The 22,498-nt window shown below is 41.1% G+C and carries 14 protein-coding genes, 1 tRNA gene and 1 pseudogene; 11 read left to right on the plus strand and 5 right to left on the minus strand.

Annotated features, from left to right (window positions below; genetic code table 11):
- The first annotated feature begins 198 nt into the window (after positions 1-198).
- The 3 genes from MKY93_RS05235 (at position 199) to MKY93_RS05245 (ending at position 1,725) form a co-directional block, all read left to right on the plus strand.
- Entirely contained in the window at positions 199-348 is a 150-nt protein-coding gene (locus MKY93_RS05235; protein WP_009765693.1) for a hypothetical protein, read from the plus strand.
- A 187-nt stretch (positions 349-535) separates the two neighbouring features.
- Positions 536-608 (plus strand) — tRNA-Val (locus MKY93_RS05240).
- 223 nt (positions 609-831) lie between these two features.
- The gene (locus MKY93_RS05245; RefSeq protein ID WP_340758477.1) at positions 832-1,725 is read left to right on the plus strand and encodes an RluA family pseudouridine synthase; all 894 of its coding nucleotides are present in this window, start codon (positions 832-834) and stop codon (positions 1,723-1,725) included.
- 246 nt (positions 1,726-1,971) lie between these two features.
- Here MKY93_RS05245 and MKY93_RS05250 read toward each other — a convergent pair whose 3' ends face one another.
- A complete protein-coding gene (locus MKY93_RS05250) occupies positions 1,972-2,604 on the minus strand; it encodes a LysE family translocator (protein WP_340758478.1) in 633 nt (210 codons plus the stop codon).
- Between the two features lie 324 nt (positions 2,605-2,928).
- On the opposite strand from MKY93_RS05250, the gene MKY93_RS05255 reads away from it, so the two are divergent.
- Entirely contained in the window at positions 2,929-5,034 is a 2,106-nt protein-coding gene (locus MKY93_RS05255) for a heavy metal translocating P-type ATPase (RefSeq protein ID WP_340758479.1), read from the plus strand.
- Between the two features lie 93 nt (positions 5,035-5,127).
- Positions 5,128-6,516 carry an aldehyde dehydrogenase gene (locus MKY93_RS05260; RefSeq protein WP_340758480.1) on the plus strand — a complete coding sequence of 463 codons (1,389 nt, stop codon included), beginning with the start codon at positions 5,128-5,130 and terminating at the stop codon, positions 6,514-6,516.
- On the opposite strand, the gene MKY93_RS05265 is transcribed toward MKY93_RS05260, so the two are convergent.
- Positions 6,493-7,575 carry a two-component system sensor histidine kinase NtrB gene (locus MKY93_RS05265; RefSeq protein ID WP_340758481.1) on the minus strand — a complete coding sequence of 361 codons (1,083 nt, stop codon included), beginning with the start codon at positions 7,573-7,575 and terminating at the stop codon, positions 6,493-6,495. The genes MKY93_RS05260 and MKY93_RS05265 overlap by 24 nt on opposite strands.
- A 438-nt stretch (positions 7,576-8,013) precedes the next feature.
- Between MKY93_RS05265 and MKY93_RS05270 the strand changes: the two genes are divergently transcribed.
- The 5 genes from MKY93_RS05270 (at position 8,014) to MKY93_RS05290 (ending at position 17,711) form a co-directional block, all read left to right on the plus strand.
- On the plus strand, positions 8,014-9,504 hold the full coding sequence (locus MKY93_RS05270) for a UDP-N-acetylmuramoyl-L-alanyl-D-glutamate--2,6-diaminopimelate ligase (RefSeq protein ID WP_340758482.1): 1,491 nt from the start codon (positions 8,014-8,016) through the stop codon (positions 9,502-9,504).
- Between the two features lie 102 nt (positions 9,505-9,606).
- Positions 9,607-11,181, plus strand: a complete 1,575-nt coding sequence (locus MKY93_RS05275) for a peptide chain release factor 3 (protein ID WP_340758483.1) — start codon at positions 9,607-9,609, stop codon at positions 11,179-11,181.
- Between the two features lie 172 nt (positions 11,182-11,353).
- Positions 11,354-14,425, plus strand: a complete 3,072-nt coding sequence (locus tag MKY93_RS05280; protein ID WP_340760908.1) for an efflux RND transporter permease subunit — start codon at positions 11,354-11,356, stop codon at positions 14,423-14,425.
- An 807-nt stretch (positions 14,426-15,232) separates the two neighbouring features.
- Positions 15,233-15,991, plus strand: coding sequence for a TerC family protein (locus tag MKY93_RS05285; RefSeq protein WP_040758305.1), 759 nt, complete (start codon positions 15,233-15,235; stop codon positions 15,989-15,991).
- A gap of 370 nt (positions 15,992-16,361) precedes the next feature.
- A complete protein-coding gene (locus MKY93_RS05290) occupies positions 16,362-17,711 on the plus strand; it encodes a TrkH family potassium uptake protein (RefSeq protein WP_340758484.1) in 1,350 nt (449 codons plus the stop codon).
- A 58-nt stretch (positions 17,712-17,769) separates the two neighbouring features.
- On the opposite strand, the gene MKY93_RS05295 is transcribed toward MKY93_RS05290, so the two are convergent.
- Positions 17,770-19,536: a B12-binding domain-containing radical SAM protein gene (locus tag MKY93_RS05295; RefSeq protein WP_340758485.1), complete on the minus strand. Its 1,767-nt coding sequence runs from the start codon at positions 19,534-19,536 to the stop codon at positions 17,770-17,772.
- A gap of 184 nt (positions 19,537-19,720) precedes the next feature.
- On the opposite strand from MKY93_RS05295, the gene MKY93_RS05300 reads away from it, so the two are divergent.
- Positions 19,721-21,103: an ATP-binding protein gene (locus tag MKY93_RS05300; protein WP_340758486.1), complete on the plus strand. Its 1,383-nt coding sequence runs from the start codon at positions 19,721-19,723 to the stop codon at positions 21,101-21,103.
- A gap of 76 nt (positions 21,104-21,179) precedes the next feature.
- Here the strand turns inward: MKY93_RS05300 and MKY93_RS05305 are convergent, their stop codons facing one another.
- Positions 21,180-21,836 carry a hypothetical protein gene (locus tag MKY93_RS05305; protein WP_340758487.1) on the minus strand — a complete coding sequence of 219 codons (657 nt, stop codon included), beginning with the start codon at positions 21,834-21,836 and terminating at the stop codon, positions 21,180-21,182.
- Positions 21,837-21,895: 59 nt separating this feature from the next.
- A pseudogene (locus MKY93_RS05310) lies at positions 21,896-22,078 on the minus strand (YkvS family protein); the annotation flags it as partial.
- Positions 22,079-22,498: the final 420 nt, after the last annotated feature.

The raw sequence follows: 22,498 nt of genomic DNA on the forward strand, positions 1-22,498 counted from the left end.
TGATTAGTCCGATTCATGTGTGTGTTGAAATGTCAAGACTCCAAAGGTCTATAATATAAAGAATTGATTTTGGACTAATTACGCAGTTTTGCCAAGGACGGTTATGTCTATACTACATATAAGCAAATCAATCACAAATGTTGATGTACATACAACGATTATGGATTTTGACTAAAACGTAAAAGGAGAGGAAATACTATGCAATCACAAGATATTTGGTTTGAAAATTTATTTGAGGGACACTTGGCACATGGATTCAATAAGGAACGTATCGGTGAACTTGATCATGAAGAATTTCTGTATTTTGATAACGATCAAGTGGAAGAATCAGTAAATCAAATGCAGTAGATGGAAGGAGAGTCTCAACTGGCCATTTTAAAAGTGTTCCACAAAAATCGGTAATTTTTCTTCTTGATAAGAAAAATTACCGATTTTAAATTTTCCTATTTACAATATGCGAAGATGATGCTATTATAATATTTGTGCTTATCCAAGAGAACTTATTTGCGATAGTATGCACATCTTAGTTCTATTCGATTCCTTAGCTCAGCTGGGAGAGCGCCACCTTGACAGGGTGGAGGTCGCTGGTTCGAGCCCAGTAGGAATCATAGGTGCCAAACCTAAGTTAAAGTCCGTCGGAACACGGTTCTTTAACACCAAGAGACCCTATTAGGCCGGATGCCTAGGGGTCTTTTTTGTGTTTAAATCGATTTAAAATAGGTTTACTTTATTTTTCTGTAATACAGGAACAGCTTGAACGTACAAGTCCAGAGACCGTGGTGTATTATTTACATACTAGAACCTAATTAGATGAGTAGGAGGTATTTTTTGTTGAAAAGAAAACCAGAAGCATTTAGCAAAACGGAATATACTATTCAGGAACAGATCGAGTTATTGCCATTTTTATTGAAAGTACTGTCAAAAACCAGTCGGAATTCGGTTAAATCGATTCTAACCCGTGGCCAAGTTATGGTGGATGGGCAAATGATGAGGCAACATAATTACTCATTGCAAATTGGTCAGAAGGTTGAAATTCAAAGTAACCAAGTGGCTCTAAACATCTCGAAATTAGTAGGCGTAACAATTTTACATGAAGATGAAGATATAATAGTGATCAATAAAGAAGCGGGTATCCTCTCTGTTGCTTCCAAACGAGAAAGGGAGATGACTGCATATCGACAAGTTACGGACTATGTCCGAAGCAGTGATGTTAGAAATAGAATTTTTGTAGTGCATAGACTTGATAAAGATACATCAGGTGTCATGATGTTTGCCAAAAATGAAAAAACACAACAAACTCTGCAAAATACATGGAGTGAGTCAGTAAAAGAGCGCATGTACACTGCGCTTGTACAAGGAAAGGTGAAAAGTGAATCGGGTACCATCACATCTTGGTTGACTGAAAATAGCGCGTTCAAAGTATATTCAAGTCCGATTGATAATGGTGGTCAGCATGCAATTACACATTATAAAAGAATTCAGTCGAACAAAGAGTGTTCGTTGTTGGAAGTTCTCCTTGAAACGGGGCGAAAAAATCAAATCCGCGTGCATATGGAGGAATTAGGTCACCCTGTTCTTGGTGACAAAAAGTATGGCTCTACAAGTAATCCGCTACGCAGACTGGGGCTTCATGCGACAGCATTGTCCTTACTACACCCGCGAACCGGTGAATTGGTACGATTTGAAGCAGAAGTACCTGCGATGTTTATCACACGATCTAAGTAAGATCAGTAGGAATTATAGGAGTCAAACCTGCGTTAAAGACCTTCAGAACACTATTCTATAGCACATAGAGATCCTAATGGCGGATGCCTAAGGGTCTCTTTTTTTATGTTTAGTGACCCATTTTAAAGCAAACCATTGAACGTATCCCTCGCCCTTCATTAACCTTCTTCTTTTTGAAGTATGAAGCGAAAATAAACCGTTTGGATAATCCAAACGGTGATTTAAAATATAGAAATTAGCGGAAGGTTAAAGTGCGGTTCTCACGCCAAAACTTGCTAAGAGTACACCGGTTGACTTTTGAAAAGCCGTAAGAAACTTAGAATTACCTAACCACTTTCTAGAGAGATCTATTAGATGAATAATAACTAAAAACCATACCACTGCGATTACGGTAGCGATCAACCCTAAAACGATTAGTTGTTGATTTACGCTTCCTTTTAAATCAATAAATTGAGGCATGATTGTAATATAAACTAAAACTGTTTTTGGATTAAAAATATTGCTTAGTAGTGCTTGCGTAAAGGAATCTTTGTAATGTTGATTAGAAGATTTCATTAAAGAGTCAGATGGGTTTTCTTGAATAGCTTCTAAAGAAATTGAGTTTTTGGAGAAAAAACTTCTTACTCCTAAAAACAATAAATAGGCGGCGCCTAAATATTTGATGGCAGTGAAAATAACCGCTGACTGTGCGATAGCCATGGATAATCCAAGGACAGCAATGAGAGTCCAGAAAGAAAGTCCCATAGCCATTCCGAGTACAGTATAAAGCCCAGCTTTTTTTCCGTGACTGATTGTGTTTTTTACAAGAAGTATCATATCAGGACCAGGTATGAAAACCATTACTGCGATCATTATGATATATGTAATTATATTATCCATGTATTACCTCCAAACAATAAATTATATATCACTATATACCATTTAGGTTGAAATAGAAATATCAAATTAATAAGTTAATTGGATTATTATCTGAACTTGAAAGACGGTAGTATAGTTGAAGCTTGGTATGATGTGATGCTTGCAATCATTTCTTTTTTTCAGGCACGTAAGATACTTAAGTACCTTTTGGTTATATCGTTCAAACTGGTGCTTGATTGAATTGACAAAAGTTATTGGATTGAATATACTGAAAGTAATCAATCAAACGGGTGATTGAATGATAATGCAGATAGATTACTCTGAATTTTGGGAAGGACTGATCACATGGCTACTGAGAAAAACGTCTACCGTCTGCAAGGGCTTTCATGCACAAGTTGTGCCGCGAAATTCGAAAAAAATATTAGGCAAATCGATACAGTGGAAGACGTGCAGTTGAACTTTGGGGCATCTAAGCTAACGGTGGATGGCGATGTTTCGATCTTGCAGCTAGAAAAAGCGGGTGCATTTGATGGCATAAAAGTCTTTCCTGAAAAACAAAGAAACACGAAGCAACATATTCCTTTCTGGCTTAAACGTGAAAACCAGACGACATTGGTCTCGCTGGTATTGTTACTGGCGGGCTATGGCGTTTCAGCAGCCAATGGACAGAATAACTGGTTATCCATTGTCTTATTCGCATTGGCTATTTTGATTGGCGGTTACAGTTTAATGAAAGAAGGACTGCTAAATCTTTCAAAATTGGAATTTGACATGTCGACATTAATGACCATCGCGGTCATCGGGGCTGCATTGATTGGAGATTGGGCGGAAGGTGCCGTTGTCGTGTTTTTGTTTTCTGTCAGCGAAGCGCTGGAAAGCTATTCGATTGATAAAGCGAGAAACTCCATTAGTTCATTAATGGAAATCGCTCCTACCACAGCGACTGTATTGCGAAATGGCGTAGAGTATGAAGTAGAAGTTGAAGAATTAATGATCAATGATGTGATCTTAATCAAACCGGGACAAAAGATTGCGATGGATGGGGAAGTGATTCAAGGAAATTCTTCCGTCAATCAGTCGGCCATCACAGGTGAATCGGTACCTGTTCATAAAGTGCTCGGTGATGAAGTCTTCGCTGGAACGCTAAATGAAGAAGGTTCGATGCAAGTACGTGTCACGAAGCTTGCTGAAGATACAACGATCGCAAAAATCATTCATTTGGTAGAAGAAGCACAGGCAGAAAAAGCACCTACCCAGCAGTTCGTGGACCGATTTGCGAAATATTATACCCCGGCTATTCTCGCGATTTCCGTGCTAATTATGGTGATCCCGCCCCTTGCTATGGGTGGTTTATGGAGTGACTGGTTTTATAAAGGGTTAGTAGTTCTTGTTGTCGGTTGTCCGTGTGCGTTGGTGATCTCGACTCCTATTGCAATTGTCACAGCGATAGGGAATGCAGCGCGGAATGGTGTCTTGATTAAAGGAGGCATTCATTTAGAAGAAACTGGACAAATTAAAGTGATTGCATTTGATAAAACAGGTACTTTGACGGAAGGCCGCCCGGAAGTGACAGATGTTATTTCAGTATCTGCAGTCGCTGAAGCTGAATTACTGAAACAGGCTGCATCGATCGAACGATTCTCTCAGCATCCGCTTGCAACAGCTATCATGAGAGCAGCAGGGAAGTTGTCGAATGATTTATTGGAAGTGGAGGATTTCCAATCGATCACAGGTAAGGGAGCGAAAGGATTGCTCGGCGGTAGATTAGTTTATGTTGGCAGTCCGAATCTGTATAAAGAGATGGATCGTTTAGAAGAGTCTTTTGAACAACGAATACTCGAATTGCAACGGCAAGGAAAAACGGTCATGCTCGTTTGGTCCGAAGCAGGCCTAGACGGTATGATTGCTGTAGCAGATCAAGTCCGCAAAAGCAGCTTATCGGTCATTCAGAAACTTCATCAAATGGGGATAAGAAAGACGGTCATGCTTACCGGTGATAATCAATCCACTGCGTCGGCGATCGGCCAGCAACTAGGTTTATCAGAAGTGAAGGCAGAATTGCTGCCTCATGAAAAAGTGGCAATGATTAAATCGATGAGACAATATGGGAAAGTCGCTATGATTGGCGATGGAGTGAACGACGCACCTGCTTTGGCGAGTGCGAACATCGGAATTGCGATGGGCGGTGCGGGTACAGATACAGCGCTTGAAACTGCGGATATCGCGTTAATGGCAGATGATTTGGAAAAACTGCCGTACACAATCAACTTGAGTATGCGTACAAAGCAAATCATTCTTCAAAACATCTCCATTGCACTAGGTTTGAAAGTGATCGCACTGCTATTAATTATTCCAGGTTGGTTAACGTTGTGGATGGCAGTTATGGCCGACATGGGTGCGACAGTGATTGTCGTTTTGAACTCTTTGCGATTAATGAGAAGTCGCGTATAAAGATAAACTCCGAATCTTCAATCGTTCGGAGTTTTTTCTTTTGGATAAACTGATAGAATGGAAGGAGGTAGGAAAAAGAGGAGCGTGAGTGTTGTGAATTTTTCAGGTAATGAGTTAGAAATCATCATGAGCAAACAGAAGACGTATTACGTATCGGGTGTGACACGCAGTATTTCATTCCGAAAAATGATGTTGGAAAAATTATATGACGCCATTCAGCACTATGAAAAAGAAATTATTGAAGCGTTGCGTAAAGACTTGCGGAAGCATCCGTTTGAATCCTATGTGACGGAAATTGGATTTGTTTTATCAAGCATTACACATACAATGGACCATTTAGAGGAATGGATGACTCCAGAGAAAGTGAAAACACCGATCCATTTGCAACCGGCATCCAGTTTTATTGTTAAAGAGCCATACGGCAGTGTGTTGGTCATCGGACCTTTTAATTATCCATTTCAGCTATTGCTCGATCCTTTGGTAGGTTCCATAGCAGCAGGGAACTGTACAGTGATAAAACCTTCTGAAGATACACCTCATACAGCGGATGTCATGAAGAGAATGATTACCGGCATCTTTACGCCAGAATATGTCTCGATTTTGCAAGGTGGGAAGGAAGAAACCCAGCTTCTTTTACATGCACCATTTGACTATGTATTTTTCACAGGCAGTGCGGCTGTAGGAAAAATCGTCATGAAAGCTTGTGCGGAACGACTAACACCATTTACGCTAGAACTTGGTGGTAAGAGTCCTGTAGTCGTGGATCAGACGGCAGATTTAAAGAAAGCGGCAGAAAAGATCGTCTGGGGAAAATTCTTGAATAATGGACAGACTTGCGTTGCCCCTGATTATGTAGTGGCTCATATATCGATCTATGACCAATTACTTGATGAATTAAAGCGCGCTATTAAGAAATTCTACGGAAAAAATGTACAGAAAAGTCCGGACTACGGCCGAATCATTAATGAACGTCATTTTCAGCGATTGGCGAACATCTTAGAACACGATCAAACGTATATCGTAGAAGGTGGAGAGTTGGATCAGGATGACATGTTTATTGAGCCGACGATATTGGCACTAGGTAATTGGAATGGTGCAAGTATGCAGGAAGAGATTTTCGGTCCGATACTTCCGCTTCTCACTTATGAGAATTTAGGAACAGTTATTCAGCAAATTAACACCATGCCCAAGCCGCTCGCTGCTTATTTTTTTACAGAAAACGACAATGCCGCAGAATATTTCATAGAGACACTGCCGTTTGGCGGGGGATGTATAAATGACACAATCTCGCATGTGGGAAATATTCATCTGCCTTTCGGCGGAGTTGGACCTTCAGGGATGAATCAGTATCACGGCAAGGCGAGTTTCGATACGTTCTCTCATTCAAAATCGATGATGAAAAAGAGTACGTCCGTATCGGTACCAATCGGTTATCCGCCTTATAAAGGGAAACTTCCATTAGTGAAGCGAATCATTCGATAATGGCAAGTGAATAATAACTTTTGTCCAGGCGCCTTGGAGACTTTCCACCTCCAGGGTGCCTTTATGATCGACAATGATTTTCTTGGAAATCAGCATTCCGAGACCTGTGCCGTGTTCTTTTGTAGAAAAGAAAGGCTGGTAGATCGCTGCTAGTGTCGGTTCATCCATTCCGTTTCCATCGTCTTGGATAAAAATACTAAGTGTTTCATCGGTCAAACTGAAAGTAATGTCGATTTGACCGTTATGATCGATTGCCTCACAGCTATTTGTTAAAATATTAAAGAATACTTGTTTTAACGATGCTTTATTCCCAAGGAGTACTGGGTTTTGATTGATTCTATGAAGATGGCATGTAATCTCCCGTTTATTAAATTTGCCACAAAATTCATCGATAACTTCCTGAATCGTCTCGATAACTGAGAAGGAAGAGGATTGATGGAGTGTAGGTTTAGATAAAACTAAGAAATCTGTTACGATTTGATTGATATTCGTGATTTCACTTTCCATGATCTGTGTGAAAGGTGAATACGGATTCGCGGAATCGTTATTCATCATTTGGACGAAGCCTGTTATAGCAGTCATTGGATTTCGAATTTCATGTGCCACGACGGCAGCAATATTACTTGTAGTCCGAAGTCGTTCGATCTCCAAAGCGTATGCCTCCGCTTGTAAACGTAAGGTGATGTCCCTCGTTATATTCGAAATGGCAACTACTTCGTTGTGTTCATTGAAGATAGGAGCCATTGTGATTTCAGCATGAAAGCAAGTTCCATCTTTGCGTTTTTCAATGACTTGGACAGAGTTAAGACTTTCTCCTTTCTTTAGTAACTCGCAGCGGGCTCGAACACTTTCTAACTCAGTATCGGGATAAAAGCGAATCACTTTACCTAAACATTCCTCAAGTTTCCAACCGTAAAGTTCTTCAAATGCGGGATTGATTGTCACGATTTTGTCGTCCAGATCAAATACGGAAATGGGATCTTGGGATTGTTGGAAAAAAAGATCAAGGTAATTATAATAACGAGTAGTGTCCCTCTGTTGTATAGGTATTTTAAACACCCCCTAATAAGCTACTGGCCAAGCGATCATCTAAGGTGGATGTGACAAGGAAATACGAGTATGATGATAGTATTCGGCTAAATATATTTTACTTCATTTTTGAAAAATTCAAAGACATTTTGAATGAAATTTATTTATCTTTATTCAGCAGAAGACTTTTACCTCTAAAGTTGATGAGATGAAAGCGAATTTACTTACTGCTCAACGGGTGTCAAAACGCTTGCTGAACAAAGATAAAGCCTCCGGCGGATGTCACAGATTTTGAGAGGAGCTTTAAAAGATGAAGTTAGCCAAAACTCGCCGCGTCCTGCGGCAAAAGCTAACTGACCTGCGTCACGCAGGCCTAAGCACAATTCGAAATCTGGACGTAAATACACCGAGGCGTATTTGATTTATGACATTTTTCAGTATTTTAAACTATCCATTGGAGGAAACCATATGAATACGAATGAACTTTTATCGGTGCTGCCTGTTAAAACGATAATAGGGACTGTGCCTGAAACGATCACGGACTTAGCGGTAGACTCAAGAGCAGTCCAAGATGGAGGCGCGTTTGTGTGCTTGAAAGGTTACACGGTAAATGGCCACCAGTTTGTTAAAAGTGCTTTAATGAGCGGAGCACGTCTACTTATTGCTTCAGAGCCTATTACGGTGGATGAAGAGCGGGTGGCGGTGGTCTATGTAGAAGATACGGCGAAAGCAATCCAGCAATTGGCTTCAAAGTTTTACGGCTATCCTTCCAAACGAATGACGATGATTGGGGTGACTGGTACAAACGGCAAAACAAGTGTCGGCAACATTATCCATGATATGCTGCGGCAATCCGGAGAGCAGACGGCGGTGTCGGGAACGATTGGTTTTAAGTTAAATGATACATTGTATGAAACAGAGAATACGACGACGGATGTATTGACAACACAACAAATGATTGCACAAGCAGCAAATGAAGGCTGCCAATCCATGACGATGGAAGTATCCTCTCATGGTCTGGTGGAAGGACGACTCTCCGGAACGGAATTCGATATTGCCATTTTTACGAATTTGACGCATGATCATTTGGATTACCATAAAACAATGGAAAATTACAGTGCTGCAAAAGGCTTATTATTTGCACAGCTTGGTCAACAATTGGACCAGAAAAAAATTGCGATTATTAATGCGGATGATCCTTGGAGCAGCAAAATGGCGGAGATGACGGCGTTTCCTGTTTTAACGTATGGCATCCGCTTAAAAGCCACATTTCAAGCAACTGCGATTCAGATGTTCTCAAATCGTACGGAATTTCAATTGCAGGGACCGGATGGTACATACCGAGTCACAATGCCCTTAATTGGGGAATTTAATGTTTATAATGCACTGGCGGCGGTTGCTGCACTATATGCGAAAGGTATGACGATCGAAGAAATTCTACCACTGCTTGCCAATGTATCTACGGTGAAAGGTCGTTTAGAAAAAGTGGAGACAGCATTACCGTTGACGATTTTCATTGATTACGCACATTCTCCCGATGCGATTGAAAAAGCGATCGACACTGTGCAACCTTTAAAAAAAGAAGGCAATCGCTTGTTGTTCCTTATAGGCACAGGCGGTAATCGTGATCGTTTGAAGCGTCCCATCATGGGAGAAAAAGCTGCAGCAGCGGATTATGTAGTCTTCACAACGGATGATCCAAGAGATGAACCAAACGAATCGATCTTGTCTGAATTAAGCGCCAGCATGCCTCATGATCAATATGCATGTATTGGAGACAGAGAAGAAGCCGTTCGTCATACAATTGCCATGGCGAATGAAGGAGATATCATTATTTTTGCAGGAAAAGGGCATGAAGATTTCCAAATCATCGGCAATACAAAATACCCTCATTCAGATGCGGAAATCGCGTTGGATGAGGCCAGAAAAAAATTCGGTGGAACTTCAGTTAATTCCTAAGGAAAGAGCGTATAGTTTTTTTGGCAAATCAATGAAAAAGCATTGAAATGCCTCTCCATACTCTCTATGATAGAAAACGTAAACAAAAGGAGAGTACCCGTGATGGAAAAGAAGATTCATGATGAAATAAATTCACGGCGAACGTTTGCGATTATTTCGCATCCGGATGCCGGTAAAACTACAATAACTGAAAAACTGCTGTATTTTGGTGGAGCGATTCGAGATGCAGGAACTGTAAAAGGTAAGAAGTCTGGCAAATTTGCGACTTCGGACTGGATGGAAATCGAGAAACAACGTGGGATTTCTGTTACGTCATCGGTATTGCAATTTGATTACGCAGGAAAGCGCGTCAATATATTGGATACACCAGGCCACGAAGATTTCAGTGAAGATACGTATCGTACGTTAATGGCAGTTGATGCAGCAGTCATGATGGTGGATTCTGCAAAAGGTATTGAACCGCAAACGATCAAGTTGTTTAAAGTTTGCCGTATGCGCGGTATCCCTATTTTCACTTTTATCAATAAAATGGACCGACAAGGTAAAGAGCCTTTAGAGTTAATGGAAGAATTGGAAGAAGTGCTGGGGATTCAGTCCTACGCAATGAACTGGCCGATCGGTATGGGAAAAGAGTTCCTCGGGATTTACGATCGTTACAACGATCGTGTTGAACTGGCACGTCCTGAAGGAGACGAGCGTTTCCTGCCAATCACTGAAGAAGGCGGACTGGCCGTCGAGCATTCAATGACAGCCACTTCGTATTATCAGCAAGCCTTGGAAGACGTCATGCTGCTCAATGAAGCAGGTAATGAATTCGATGAAGAACGTGTTGCAAAAGGAGATTTAACTCCTGTGTTCTTCGGTAGTGCACTGACGAATTTCGGTGTGCAGACGTTTTTAGAAACCTTTTTACAATTCGCCCCGCCACCGCAACCGAGAAAGAGCCGAGATGGGGAAGAAGTGGAACCTGAGTCAGAAATATTCTCAGGATTTATTTTCAAAATTCAAGCGAATATGAACCCGGCACACCGTGATCGTATTGCTTTCGTGCGAATTGTCTCAGGGGAATTTGAACGCGGCATGACCGTGAATGTGCCGAGATTATCGAAGAACTTTAAACTCTCCCAAACCACTCAGTTTTTAGCGGATGACCGTGAAACCGTAAACGAGGCAGTGGCGGGCGACATTATTGGGTTGTATGACACGGGGAATTATCAAATTGGCGACACGGTTGTCGGCGGGAAAAGTAATTTCCAATTTGAAGCACTGCCACAATTTACTCCTGAATTATTTGTCAGAGTGGCTGCCAAAAATGTCATGAAATCGAAACAGTTCCATAAGGGGATTTTACAGCTCGTGCAAGAAGGAGCTATTCAGTATTATAAGACATTGCATACTGAAGAGGTTATCTTAGGAGCAGTAGGTCAGCTTCAATTTGAAGTGTTCGAACACCGCATGAGAGCGGAATATCATGTCGAAGTGCAGATGGAAACAATGGGCTCAAAAGTGGCGCGTTGGATTGAGAACGAAGAAGACGTCAAAGAATCTATGGCTGGACAGCGTGCATTGTTAGTGAAAGATCGATATGATCGAAAAGTATTCTTATTTGAAAACAACTTTGCTATGCGCTGGTTCCAAGACAAGTTTCCGGATATTCGTCTTTACAATCTCCTTTAATATATAACTCCTTACAGACCCGGCTGGATTAATTGATATCCAGCTGGGTCTTTTGCTAAAATTATTGTTATTGTAAGAAGGAGTTTCAATTGTCTATGATGAAAGAAATATGGACAAATGGTATGGTAAGAGGATAGAAATTCTTTTGATTGGTACAGAGAGGAATAGATCAATGAAGATTAGCAGCTTTTCGGTAAAACGACCTGTTTTTACATTAGTTACAATGTTTTTAGTCATTATTTTAGGGGCGGTATCCTTTTTCAAGATTCCGATGACGCTAATTCCTGACTTGAATCCGCCTGTTGCTGTAGTCGTTACGAATTATCCTGGTGCCTCTCCAACAGAAGTAAGTGAGAAAATTACGAAACCTTTAGAAGAGAGCTTGTCCACAGCACCCGGTTTGAAGTCCATGCAATCTTCTTCTCAGGAAGGTGCGAACTTAATCTTCCTGCAATTTGATTGGAATTCTACTATTGACGACGTGCAAATGGATATACTTCAACGGATTGACCAAGTGGCGATTCCGGAAGAGGCGAATAAGCCGAGATTCATGAAATTCGATCCATCTCAATTTCCTGTCATCCAATTATCCCTAAGAACAGTCGATGAAGGGGCTGACATCAGAAGTATTGCTGATGATTTGGAAAAGGAATTGCGACGTATTGAAGGCGTAGCCAGCGTCAATGTGTCCGGAAAAATCATTGAAGATGTTCAAGTGATCCTAAATCCTGAAAAATTAAAAGAATATGGTCTTGTACAGTCGGATGTCGTTCAGATGATTCAGGCGAGCAATGTCTCCATGCCTGGTGATCCAATCGATGCAAATGATGGAAGGCAATTGACAACGAGAATCATCAGTCCACTACAGAGTATTTCAGACATTCGGGACATTCAGCTTGGGACAAACCCGTTAACTGGAGACAAAATTAAAGTCTCAGATGTGGCGGATGTTGCATTGCTTGAGCCGAAAGCACAGTCGGAGACAAGAGCTAATGATAAGCAGGCTGTCCTAATGTCCGTGCTTCAGGAATCTGGAGCGAATACGGCCACTGTATCAAAGGAATTCAAGAAATCTTTGGATGAATTATTAGAAAAAGACGCGTATAAAGGTATTGAATCCGATATTCTCTTTGACCAAGGGGACTATGTTCAGCTTGCAATCGGCAATATTGGCCAATCGCTCATTCTTGGTGGCTTGTTCGCAATGCTTGTACTATTCTTCTTCCTGCGTGGCATCAAGAGTCCGATTATTATCGGCGTGGCTATACCTTATTCGGTTATCGTGACATTTGTTTTGATGTATTTTGCAGACTTCTCGTTGAATATCATGACGCTTGGGGCATTAGCGTTAGGAATCGGAATGCTCGTTGATAACGCGATTGTAGTAATTGAAAATATTGAGCGGCATTTGGCGATGGGGAAAGACCCGGAGGAGGCTGCGAAAGACGGTTCGAAGGAAGTTGGCGGTGCAATTACAGCCTCTACACTAACGACGCTTGCCGTATTCGTACCCGTTATTTTTATTAGTGGTTTAATCGGACAAATTTTCACCGAATTTGCTTTGACGATTTCCTTTAGTTTATTTGCGTCATTGGTTGTTGCATTGACGGTCGTTCCGATGCTTGCTAGCCGTATGCTGAAGGCGCCTAACAAAAACCGGGAGGCAAGAAAACGTCGTTCAAAGAAATGGCAGACTTTTGAAAAGTCGGTTAAGTGGGCATTAGGTCACCGTGCTATTGTCTTGCTGTTGACGACGGTTTTATTAGCCGCAAGCGGTTTTGGTTTGTTTAAAGTCGGCACGGAATTTCTCCCGGCGACAGACGAAGGCTTTTTCAGCATCAACGTCAAACTTCCGAATGGCTCTTCTTTGGATTCGACCAATAAAGTTGTGAAGCGAATCGAGGATAAAATTAAGAAAGAAAAAGACGTGGAAGTATACGTTAGTTTAGTTGGCGGCACACAGCAGAGCATGGCGCAAGGCGGTTCTGAAGGGAATATGGCCGAGATGTATGTGAAATTGCTGCCGCTCGATGAACGAGATCGCTCTGTATTTGAGTTCGTCGATGAAGTGCAACCTGGAATCTTGGATACGATTGGCGAGGATGCAGAAGTTAGTTTCAATATGCAGACCGCGGCAGGATCCAGCCCGAATACATTAACTTTCTCATTGAATGATACGGATGAAGAGCGGTTAAATAAAGCCGTAACTATGCTGGATGAAAAGTTACGTGAATTGGATTCTGTTACAGAAGTTGATAATGACTTAATTGATACAGTAGAAGAGGTCAAAATTGAAGTGAATCGCGAGAAAGCTTCAGACGTAGGATTAGCACCGTATCAAATTGCCCAAACAGTTAGCGATGTTACACGCGGTGTATTTGCTACACAAGTCGTCTGGAAAACAGGTGAAGTAGTCGGAGTGAATGTGAGCTACGATGAAACGTTCAGAGATGGAGTAGATAAATTGAAGGAGTTAGAATTGAAAACTCCGTTCGAAGCCTATGTAAAATTGAAAGATGTAGCAGACGTCAAGATTGCGGAAGGTCCTGTCGCGATTAAACGCGTGGACCAGGCGCATTCCGTTACCTTCACTCTAAAGTATCTGTCCAGCGAATCACTTGGAGACATGACAAAGCGCGTAAATGATCTGGTAGATGATCTGAGCTTGCCGGATGAAGTGGAACTTTCGTACGGTGGAGACCGCGAGTTATTCGAAGGTGCGATCAACGATATGCTGATGGCAATTATCCTGGCTGTCGTGTTAGTTTATATCGTCATGGCAGCACAGTTCGAATCCTTTAAATATCCATTCGTTATCATGTTCTCAGTTCCATTGATGATCATTGGGGTATCGCTAGGATTGCTGGCAACGAATACGCCAATCAGCGTTACGGCTGTCATCGGAATTCTCATCTTGGTAGGGATTGTCGTCAACAACGGTATCGTATTGGTCGATTATATCAACCAAAGAAAAGCAGCTGGACTCAGCTCATACGATGCGATTGTTACCTCTGTCCGGGACCGGGTGCGCCCGATCCTCATGACAGCCTTAACGACAATCCTCGGATTGCTGCCACTGGCTCTAGGACTTGGCGAAGGAACGGAAATGAACCAACCGATGGGAATAGCGGTAATCGGAGGTCTAATAAGCTCTACGTTCCTAACGCTCTATATCGTTCCGGTAATTTACAGTCTGTTCGATCGTGAAACAAGACGGAGAGCGAAAGAAGTGAAAGTTAAATAAAATTTATGCAAGACCGGCAAAGGATCTCCACTTGCCGGTCTTTTTGGTGTTTGAAGGGTATTTTGAATAAATTACAATGGAGGGAAGTACACTGTAAGGAGATCATTGAAAATTAGTAGGGGAGTCCTGAGACGTTTCTGGTAGCATACGTAGCATGGGGGGTTCGTCATTGAACCCACTCCGGCTCTTGCGGCTGGCTCCCGCAATGAGCCAAAGAGCACCTGTCTGTTTCATTGCTTCGCCTACCGCTTGTAAGGCGCCTTCGTTTAGTAAGTGGAAGCTACTTGGTATATCATTTTGAAACACAGCACTCACTATTTTTGCCACACCAGCGATGCTGCAACTGCGGGGTAGGCCGAAGTCATGAGACAGCTAACGCCCTTTGCTAGTTGGCTCTTGGCGGGAATTCCCCAGCGGCGAAGCGGTGTCAATGTACAACCTCTACCTAGCCTTGACACACTACTAAATTGAGCGACGAAACAACAAAAAGTTAGCCCTTAACTCGTTCAACCTGCTAAAATAATTTAAAAATTATATAGTTTCACAGACAACACCTAAACGATTTGCAAAGCGAAGTTATTATGTTATAATACTTTAAAAGTATCCAATAACTTAATAACTTTGACGCAATGTCAAAGGGGAGTAGCTATAGGGAAACCTATTTCATAATCGTCAATACGTGGCTGTCTAAACTGCCATCGGTTATGATAGCTGGATTTTGAACATACAAAATTCTGACTTAGCGAGACCTTTGCCTTTTATTAGGTGAGGGTCTTTTTATATTGTATAAAACAAGGAGGAATTTTGTTGGACGCGATTTTATTAGAATACGCATGGGTTCTTGTCGTACTGATCGTACTAGAAGGGCTATTGGCGACGGACAATGCAGTAGTGATGGCGGTAATGGTCAAACATTTGCCGAAACCACAGCAGAAGAAAGCATTATTTTACGGCTTGGTTGGAGCGTTTGTCTTCCGATTCACAGCTTTATTCATGATTACATTTTTGGTGAACATTTGGCAGATCCAAGCGTTAGGGGCAGCATACTTATTAATCATTTCAGGTAAGAATATATATGACAAGCTCACGCACTCGCAAAAAGATAATCCGAATAAAAAACCGAGAAAACAATCTGGTTTTTGGATGACGGTTTTGAAAGTAGAATTAGCGGACATTGCGTTTGCTTTGGACTCTATGTTGGCGGCAGTGGCGCTCGCTGTGACATTGCCAGAATTGGGTGATTTCCATGTCGGTGGAATCAATGGTGGACAGTTCGTTGTCATGTTACTTGGCGGTATGATTGGTTTGATTATGATCCGTTTCGCAGCTAGACAGTTTGTCGTTTTGCTGGAGAAATATCCGACACTCGAAACTGCGGCATTCTTAATAGTAGGCTGGGTAGGTGTGAAACTCGTCGTGCTGACATTGGCACATCCAGCGCTTCAAATTATTCCTGAGACATTCCCGCACTCGACGTTGTGGAAAACAACATTCTGGATCATACTGTTGATATTGGCAGTTGGCGGCTATTTGTTAGCCGTAGTGAAACAACGGTTGAAAGGGTAAACTAAATGCAACTCCTTCTAATATTTAGAAGGAGTTGCATTTTATCTTTATTCAGCAGAAGGTTCTCATCTATATGGTGATAAAATGAAAGCTGTTTTACTTCCAGTACTACGGGTGTTCAAATGCTTGCTGAACAAAGAGATAGCCTCCGGCGGATGTCACATATTTTGATGGTGTTAAAGGTTAACTGACTGCGTCACGCAGGCCTAAGCACAATTCAAAATCTAGACACAATTACACCGAAGCGTAATTGATTAGTTGGTTTAAGGTTATTAAAAGAGTGTAAAGTTCTTTGTAACGCTATCTTTTCAGCAAAGCATTTGATAAAGTAGGAAAATAAAGTTTCTGTTATGAAAGGAATTTGAAAAAGATGAAGCTTTCCCGAGAAGTTTTACATAAATTCACTCCAGCACAAATCATCGTATTCTATTACTTTTTAGCAATTGCTTCTTCTTTCCTGCTGCTGAACTTACCAGGTGTCTATAAGCCAGGCGTCCATGTAGCATTTATCGACAGCTTATTTACAGCTGTAAGTGCGGTAAGTGTTACAGGGTTATCATCAATTAGCATCGGAGAAACCTACTCGGTTTTTGGCTTGTGTATGCTCATGTTGGTCCTCCAGCTAGGAGGTATCGGCATTATGTCAATTGGTACGTTTTTTTGGTTGCTCGTAAAAAAAAGAATTGGAATGAGAGAACGTCAGCTGATCATGGTCGACACGAATCAATATACATTAGCGGGTGTTGTGCAGCTCATTCGCCAAATTATTCAAATCATAGTCGCAATCGAATTGATTGGCGGGGCGATTTTGACACTTTATATCTCTCGTTTTTACGACTCGTTCAGTGAAGCCTTATTAAATGGGATGTTCATGGCTGTCTCTGCCACTACGAATGCAGGTTTTGATATTACCGGTTCTTCCATGAAGCCTTATTTTAATGACTACTTTATTCAATTAATATTAATGGTTTTAATTATTTTAGGAGCTATCGGGTTTCCTGTTCTAATAGAGGTGAAAAGTTACTTTTCGAAAAAAGTACCTCATTTCCGTTTCTCCTTATTTACGAAGATCACGACTTCTACCTTTGGCTTGTTATTAGTTTTCGGTACCTTGATGATTTGGCTTTTAGAATCATTTCATTCATTCAAAGGGATGAGGTGGCATGATCAATTTTTCACGGCATTGTTCCACTCGGTTTCAGCGAGATCAGCCGGTCTTACGACGTATGACGTTACAAACTTCAGCGATGCAACCGACATATTCGTCAGTTCCTTAATGTTTATCGGGGCTTCACCCAGTTCGGTTGGAGGAGGGATCCGTACAACCACATTTGCCATAGCGATATTATTCCTTATCAATTTTGCCAAAGGGAACGATGTCATCCACATTTTTAAACGGCAAATTAAATTGGTTGATGTGTTTCGTTCATATGCGGTCATTCTCGTAGCTTGTGTTATGGTCATGACGGCATTGCTCCTTTTGTTGCTTACGGAGCCAGGCGTCCCGGTCGTTTCTTTACTATTCGAAATTACATCAGCATTCGGGACCTGCGGAATGTCGCTTGGAATTACATCGGATCTGTCTGTAGCTGGGAAACTCATCATTATGGTTTTGATGTTTATCGGGCGCGTAGGATTGATTTCATTTCTTTATACAATAGGCGGTAAAACGAATAAAACACCTTATCATTATCCAAAAGAACGTGTGATTATCGGATAATGATTACGTAAATAAAAGCAGGCTGAGAAAATATGGTCATTTTCTCAGCCTGCTTATTTTAATGCTTCTGTTCCTTCAAATTCTCTAAAACTTGGTCAGAGAGGTGGAAGTATTGTGCTTCTTGACTCGGACTATATTGGAAAATGAGATATCCGCGATCTTTTTTCACAGTGAGATCTTCTTCCAACTTGGCAGCAGTATCTGTGATGAAAACTTGTTTCCGGATCGTTCGATCAGTATGGCCGAGTGCTACAAACCTCTCGCCGAGTACATGTGGGGAGCGAACCAAAAACTGATTGATATCTCTCAATTGTTCTTCCTGTAAAGTAGAAGGGCCCCACCATATTTTTCTAGGGAGGAATTTCTGATGTGCCAGATAATCAATTTTTAACAGACTTCGTGCGATTTCTGTATCAACCTTCAAAACTTCTTTTAAAAATTGTTCCAAACGTGTGAACAAATCTTCAAACTGATGGCCGATTCTTGACCACCCTTGGTTTTCCCAAAAAGCGCCGAATAGCTGAAAGAAGTCGAAAGGTGTATCGACCAATTCGGTAACGATATATTCCATAGAGTGTATAAATCGACCTGAATTCCAATATTTTTCGAGAATGTCTTCTGTTTGTTTAATCTTCAGCATATCATCAAAGGACAACACATTATTTGATACGATTTCATAAGGAGCTGTGTCGATGAAACGATAACCGTATTGTTCTGCTTGAATTCGCAGACCAGTACCCCGCAGTAATTTTAAGAAACCTAATTGCAGCTCTTCTGGTCGTAAAGCAAATACTTCATTGAAAGTATCGCGGAAAGAATCGTAATCTTCTTCAGGCAATCCAGCGATTAAATCTAGATGCTGCGCAATTTTTCCGCCTTCCTTGACCATGGTAATGGTACGAGAAAGCTTACTGAAATTTTGTCTTCTTTGAACGAGTTCATTCGTCAGATCATTTGTTGATTGGACACCGATTTCAAAACGGAATAGTCCTGCGGGTGCATTTTCGTTTAAAAATTCAATGACTTCCGGCCGCATGATATCGCCCGTGATCTCAAATTGAAAGACAGTGCCTGGAACATGTTCGTCAATTAAAAATTGGAACATTTCCATCGCATAACTACGGCTGATATTGAACGTACGATCGACAAACTTTATCGTCTTGGCACCGTGTTTCATCAAATATCGAATATCTTCTTTGATTGCTTCCCGGTTAAAATAGCGGACGCCCACTTCGATTGAAGAAAGACAGAATTGGCAAGAAAAAGGGCAGCCACGGCTCGTTTCGATGTACATCACTCGATTTCTAAGATGAGGCAAATCCTCAACAAAACGAAAAGGGGATTGCAGTGTCCGCAAATCCAATTTTGGTCCAGGCGCTGTAATCTTCAACTGTTCATCTTGGCGATAGGCGATCCCTTGCACGCTCGATAATTCAGTTTTCCCGTCAATCGCTTGTAGTAAATCCTTAAATGTCCGCTCGCCTTCGCCAATGACGATAAAATCAATCTCTGGCACGCGTTCAAGCCATTGATCATAATCATAGGTCACTTCTGGCCCACCACAAACGATAATAGTTTCGGGACTCGTCAATTTAAGCAATCGAATGACTTTGATAGTTTCTTCAATGTTCCAAATGTAAACACTGAAACCGACAACATCAGGGGAATGTTGATAAAGTTCAGAGACGATCGAGAGTGTTGGGTCATGGATGGTGAATTCCGCCAAAGTACATGGGTATTCTGGCTCTGCGTATGCCTTAAGATAGCGGATTGCAATGTTGGTGTGTATGTATTTAGCATTTAAAGTAGATAAAACAATTTTCATGATTATACTCCTATACGAAAAAATATTGGTATACTTTAGGTAATTAAAAGAGACTATGGTCCTATGTAAAGCGTTCCAAAAATATGACATAATGAGAATTCAAAGGATTATATTTCAAATTTTCAAAATAGAGATTAGCAAACTTATCAAGTTACACTTTGAAATAAAAGAGGGAGGCATGTTTATGGTATTGAAATCAACAGATATCAATAAATTTCTCGAAAGTTCTCTTTTTAAAATAATTATTAATCACAATGGTGAAATATTGGGTATGACAAAAGCTTTTAAATCATTAGTGAAAGAAAATGACTTACCGAAATATATATCAGAAATTTTCGACGAAAGACTACTCGTTCAAATTGAAAACATCCTTGTGCACTCTAGCTTTCAACAAATTACTGTACAGGAACGTGTAAAGGGATGTCTAAAAGATGACTGCGATAAACATGTCTCATGCTATATTATATACCAGCCTCGTAGTGAAAAGGCTATTATTACGATAAAAATGGATGAACAGACGAAAACCTTAAGTCAATTATACGAAAGTGCCTTTCAGACAGCTAAGATCCCGATGGCATTAGTTAATGAATGGGGATTCTTTGTGTCCGTGAATGAGGAATTCAATAAGACCTTCTTCGATCCAACTCGCGGGACTTCTATACACCTCAAGAGCTTCCTAGAAAACTTCCACCACGATGAAGAATTTTGTTATACGGAATACGTAGTTCAGGCGAAAAATGAAGGTGTTGCTCAAAGGAAATTGTCCTACCAGAAAAATGGTGATATACAATACTTCAACCTTCTCTTGGAAGTCGACTCAGCTACCGAAATGTTTATTTTGCGAGTCCTAGATATGACAGAACAGGAACATATGCTTCAATTGCTTGCACACTCCGACCAACTGTCCACGACAGGTGAAATTGCGGCTAGTATAGCACATGAAGTCCGAAACCCCATGACTACATTACACGGTTTTCTTCAGTTATTGGAACATGAGGTAACAGGAAGTGCCCATAAGTATGTAACTGTGATTCAAGGCGAAGTAAAGCGGATGAACGAAATTTTAAATGAAATGCTCGCTCTTTCCAAACCTCGTGTCGATGAAGTTACAGTATTTTCACTTACTGTCCTAATGGAAGAAGTATTGTTATTATTACAGCCGAAAGCCTTACTTGACCAAATAAACTTATTTAATGAAAATTTTATCACGGAACCCATTTTAATTAAAGCAAATCCGAATCGCGTCAAGCAGATTTTGGTAAATCTTCTTAAAAACGCGATGGAAGCAATGGGGCCAAAAGGGACGCTGACTGTTCATGTTTGTGAAGGAGAACAGCAAAATGTGGACATTCTAATTTCAGATACAGGCACTGGTATGAGCGAAGAGATGATGGAAAAGATTTTCTTGCCGTTTGTTTCTGGTAAAGCAGGCGGCACGGGACTTGGTCTTCCATTCGTCAAGAAAACGGTCACTGAATATGGTGGTAGCATAGCCGTTAGCAGTGAGGAAGGCGTAGGGTCTGTCTTTAAATTGACATTTCCGCGAGTGTCTGTCGTTGGCACCTGAACAGGAATTTAAATTTTAAACAAAAAGAAGGCCGATCTGCTGTATATAGCGGGTCGGCCTTCTATATAGATGGAGATTACTTGATCGTTGAAGCCATTTCTGTGAATTCTTTAATATGCTCATTGTCTTCTGTAGCATAAATTGTCACGCGTACTAACTTGTCCTCACGTTCCATCACAAAGCCTTTGAAGTATCCTTCAGCGGATTTAGCTTCGGCTCCTTTTACGTTCGTAATGCCTTCACCTTGAGGAAGTTCTGCTTCGTCTGTTAATTCAGTCGGCTCAGCCCCATCTGTTGACGCAGCTAATAATTCTTCCAAGTTTTCATACCATTCATCGAAACTGAAAGCTTCTTCGTCTTTCGCTGTCGTTTCAATTCGCATAAACGTTTCGCTGTCTTCGTCTACATATAAGCTATCTCTTCCAGGCTCTTCACTTGTTAATGTATATCCTGGTATCACCATAACCGAATAGTCTTGAGCATCACTTTTCGTTTCGACTGCGTCTTTAAGCAAGTCTTTTTCTTCTGTGCTGTCTGCTTCATCTCCCTCTGCAGTTGTACTGTCAACGTCTTCCTCAATGTCCGTTTCAGGCTCGTCTGCAGGTGTTTCCACTGCACTTCCATTCGTGCCGTCAGTTGATGAAGGATTGTCATCTGAATCAGATGTTCCGCAAGCTGCGAGCAGTAAGGATGCTGCAAATGAAGCGAAAATAATGCGCCATTTGTTGTTCATATCGATTCACTCCTCTATTTACGATTCTACTAATTGGACGGATAGGCGAGAAGAAGGTTTCATTCTGCCGCACTATGAATAATTTTGTAGCGTTTATGGTTGATAACGGTTTTTTCCTCCATCTCCAACTCATCGAAATCCTCCATATATGTCAAATCCACAATAACAGAGTTTTCATTGACTTTCTCCACAATCCCTTGTAAACCATCTTTGAATTCAATAATATCCCCGACTTCTGCAATCGTCATCATACAACTTCCTTTCTATCTTCATGAATTACTCTAGTTATGGTAGAGTGGTACAAATCTATTCCTGAGAATTACTTTCTAGTTTGCCTGAAAACTTACAAAAGGTAAAGGGTTATCTTCTAAGAAGTCGATAAAAAGAAAGTTCAATTACGTCTCGGCGTAATTGCGTCCAGATTTTGATTTGTGCTTAAGTCTACAGGAAGTAGATCATGTGGGCATTGGGCGATCTTAGCCTGCGTACTTCTGTTGTTCAGCGAGCATTTGAACAACCAATGAACAGGAAATAAAACGGCATTAATTTCATCATCTATACAGGTAGAGTCTTCCGCTGAATAAAGATGAAGTTGTCGGAAAGTGTCGACAACTTCATAGAGCTAATTATTCATGCTTTTAGTATAATATAAAAAGTAGCCT

This window comes from Sporosarcina sp. FSL W7-1283, from assembly GCF_038003105.1.
GTDB lineage: Bacteria > Bacillota > Bacilli > Bacillales_A > Planococcaceae > Sporosarcina > Sporosarcina newyorkensis.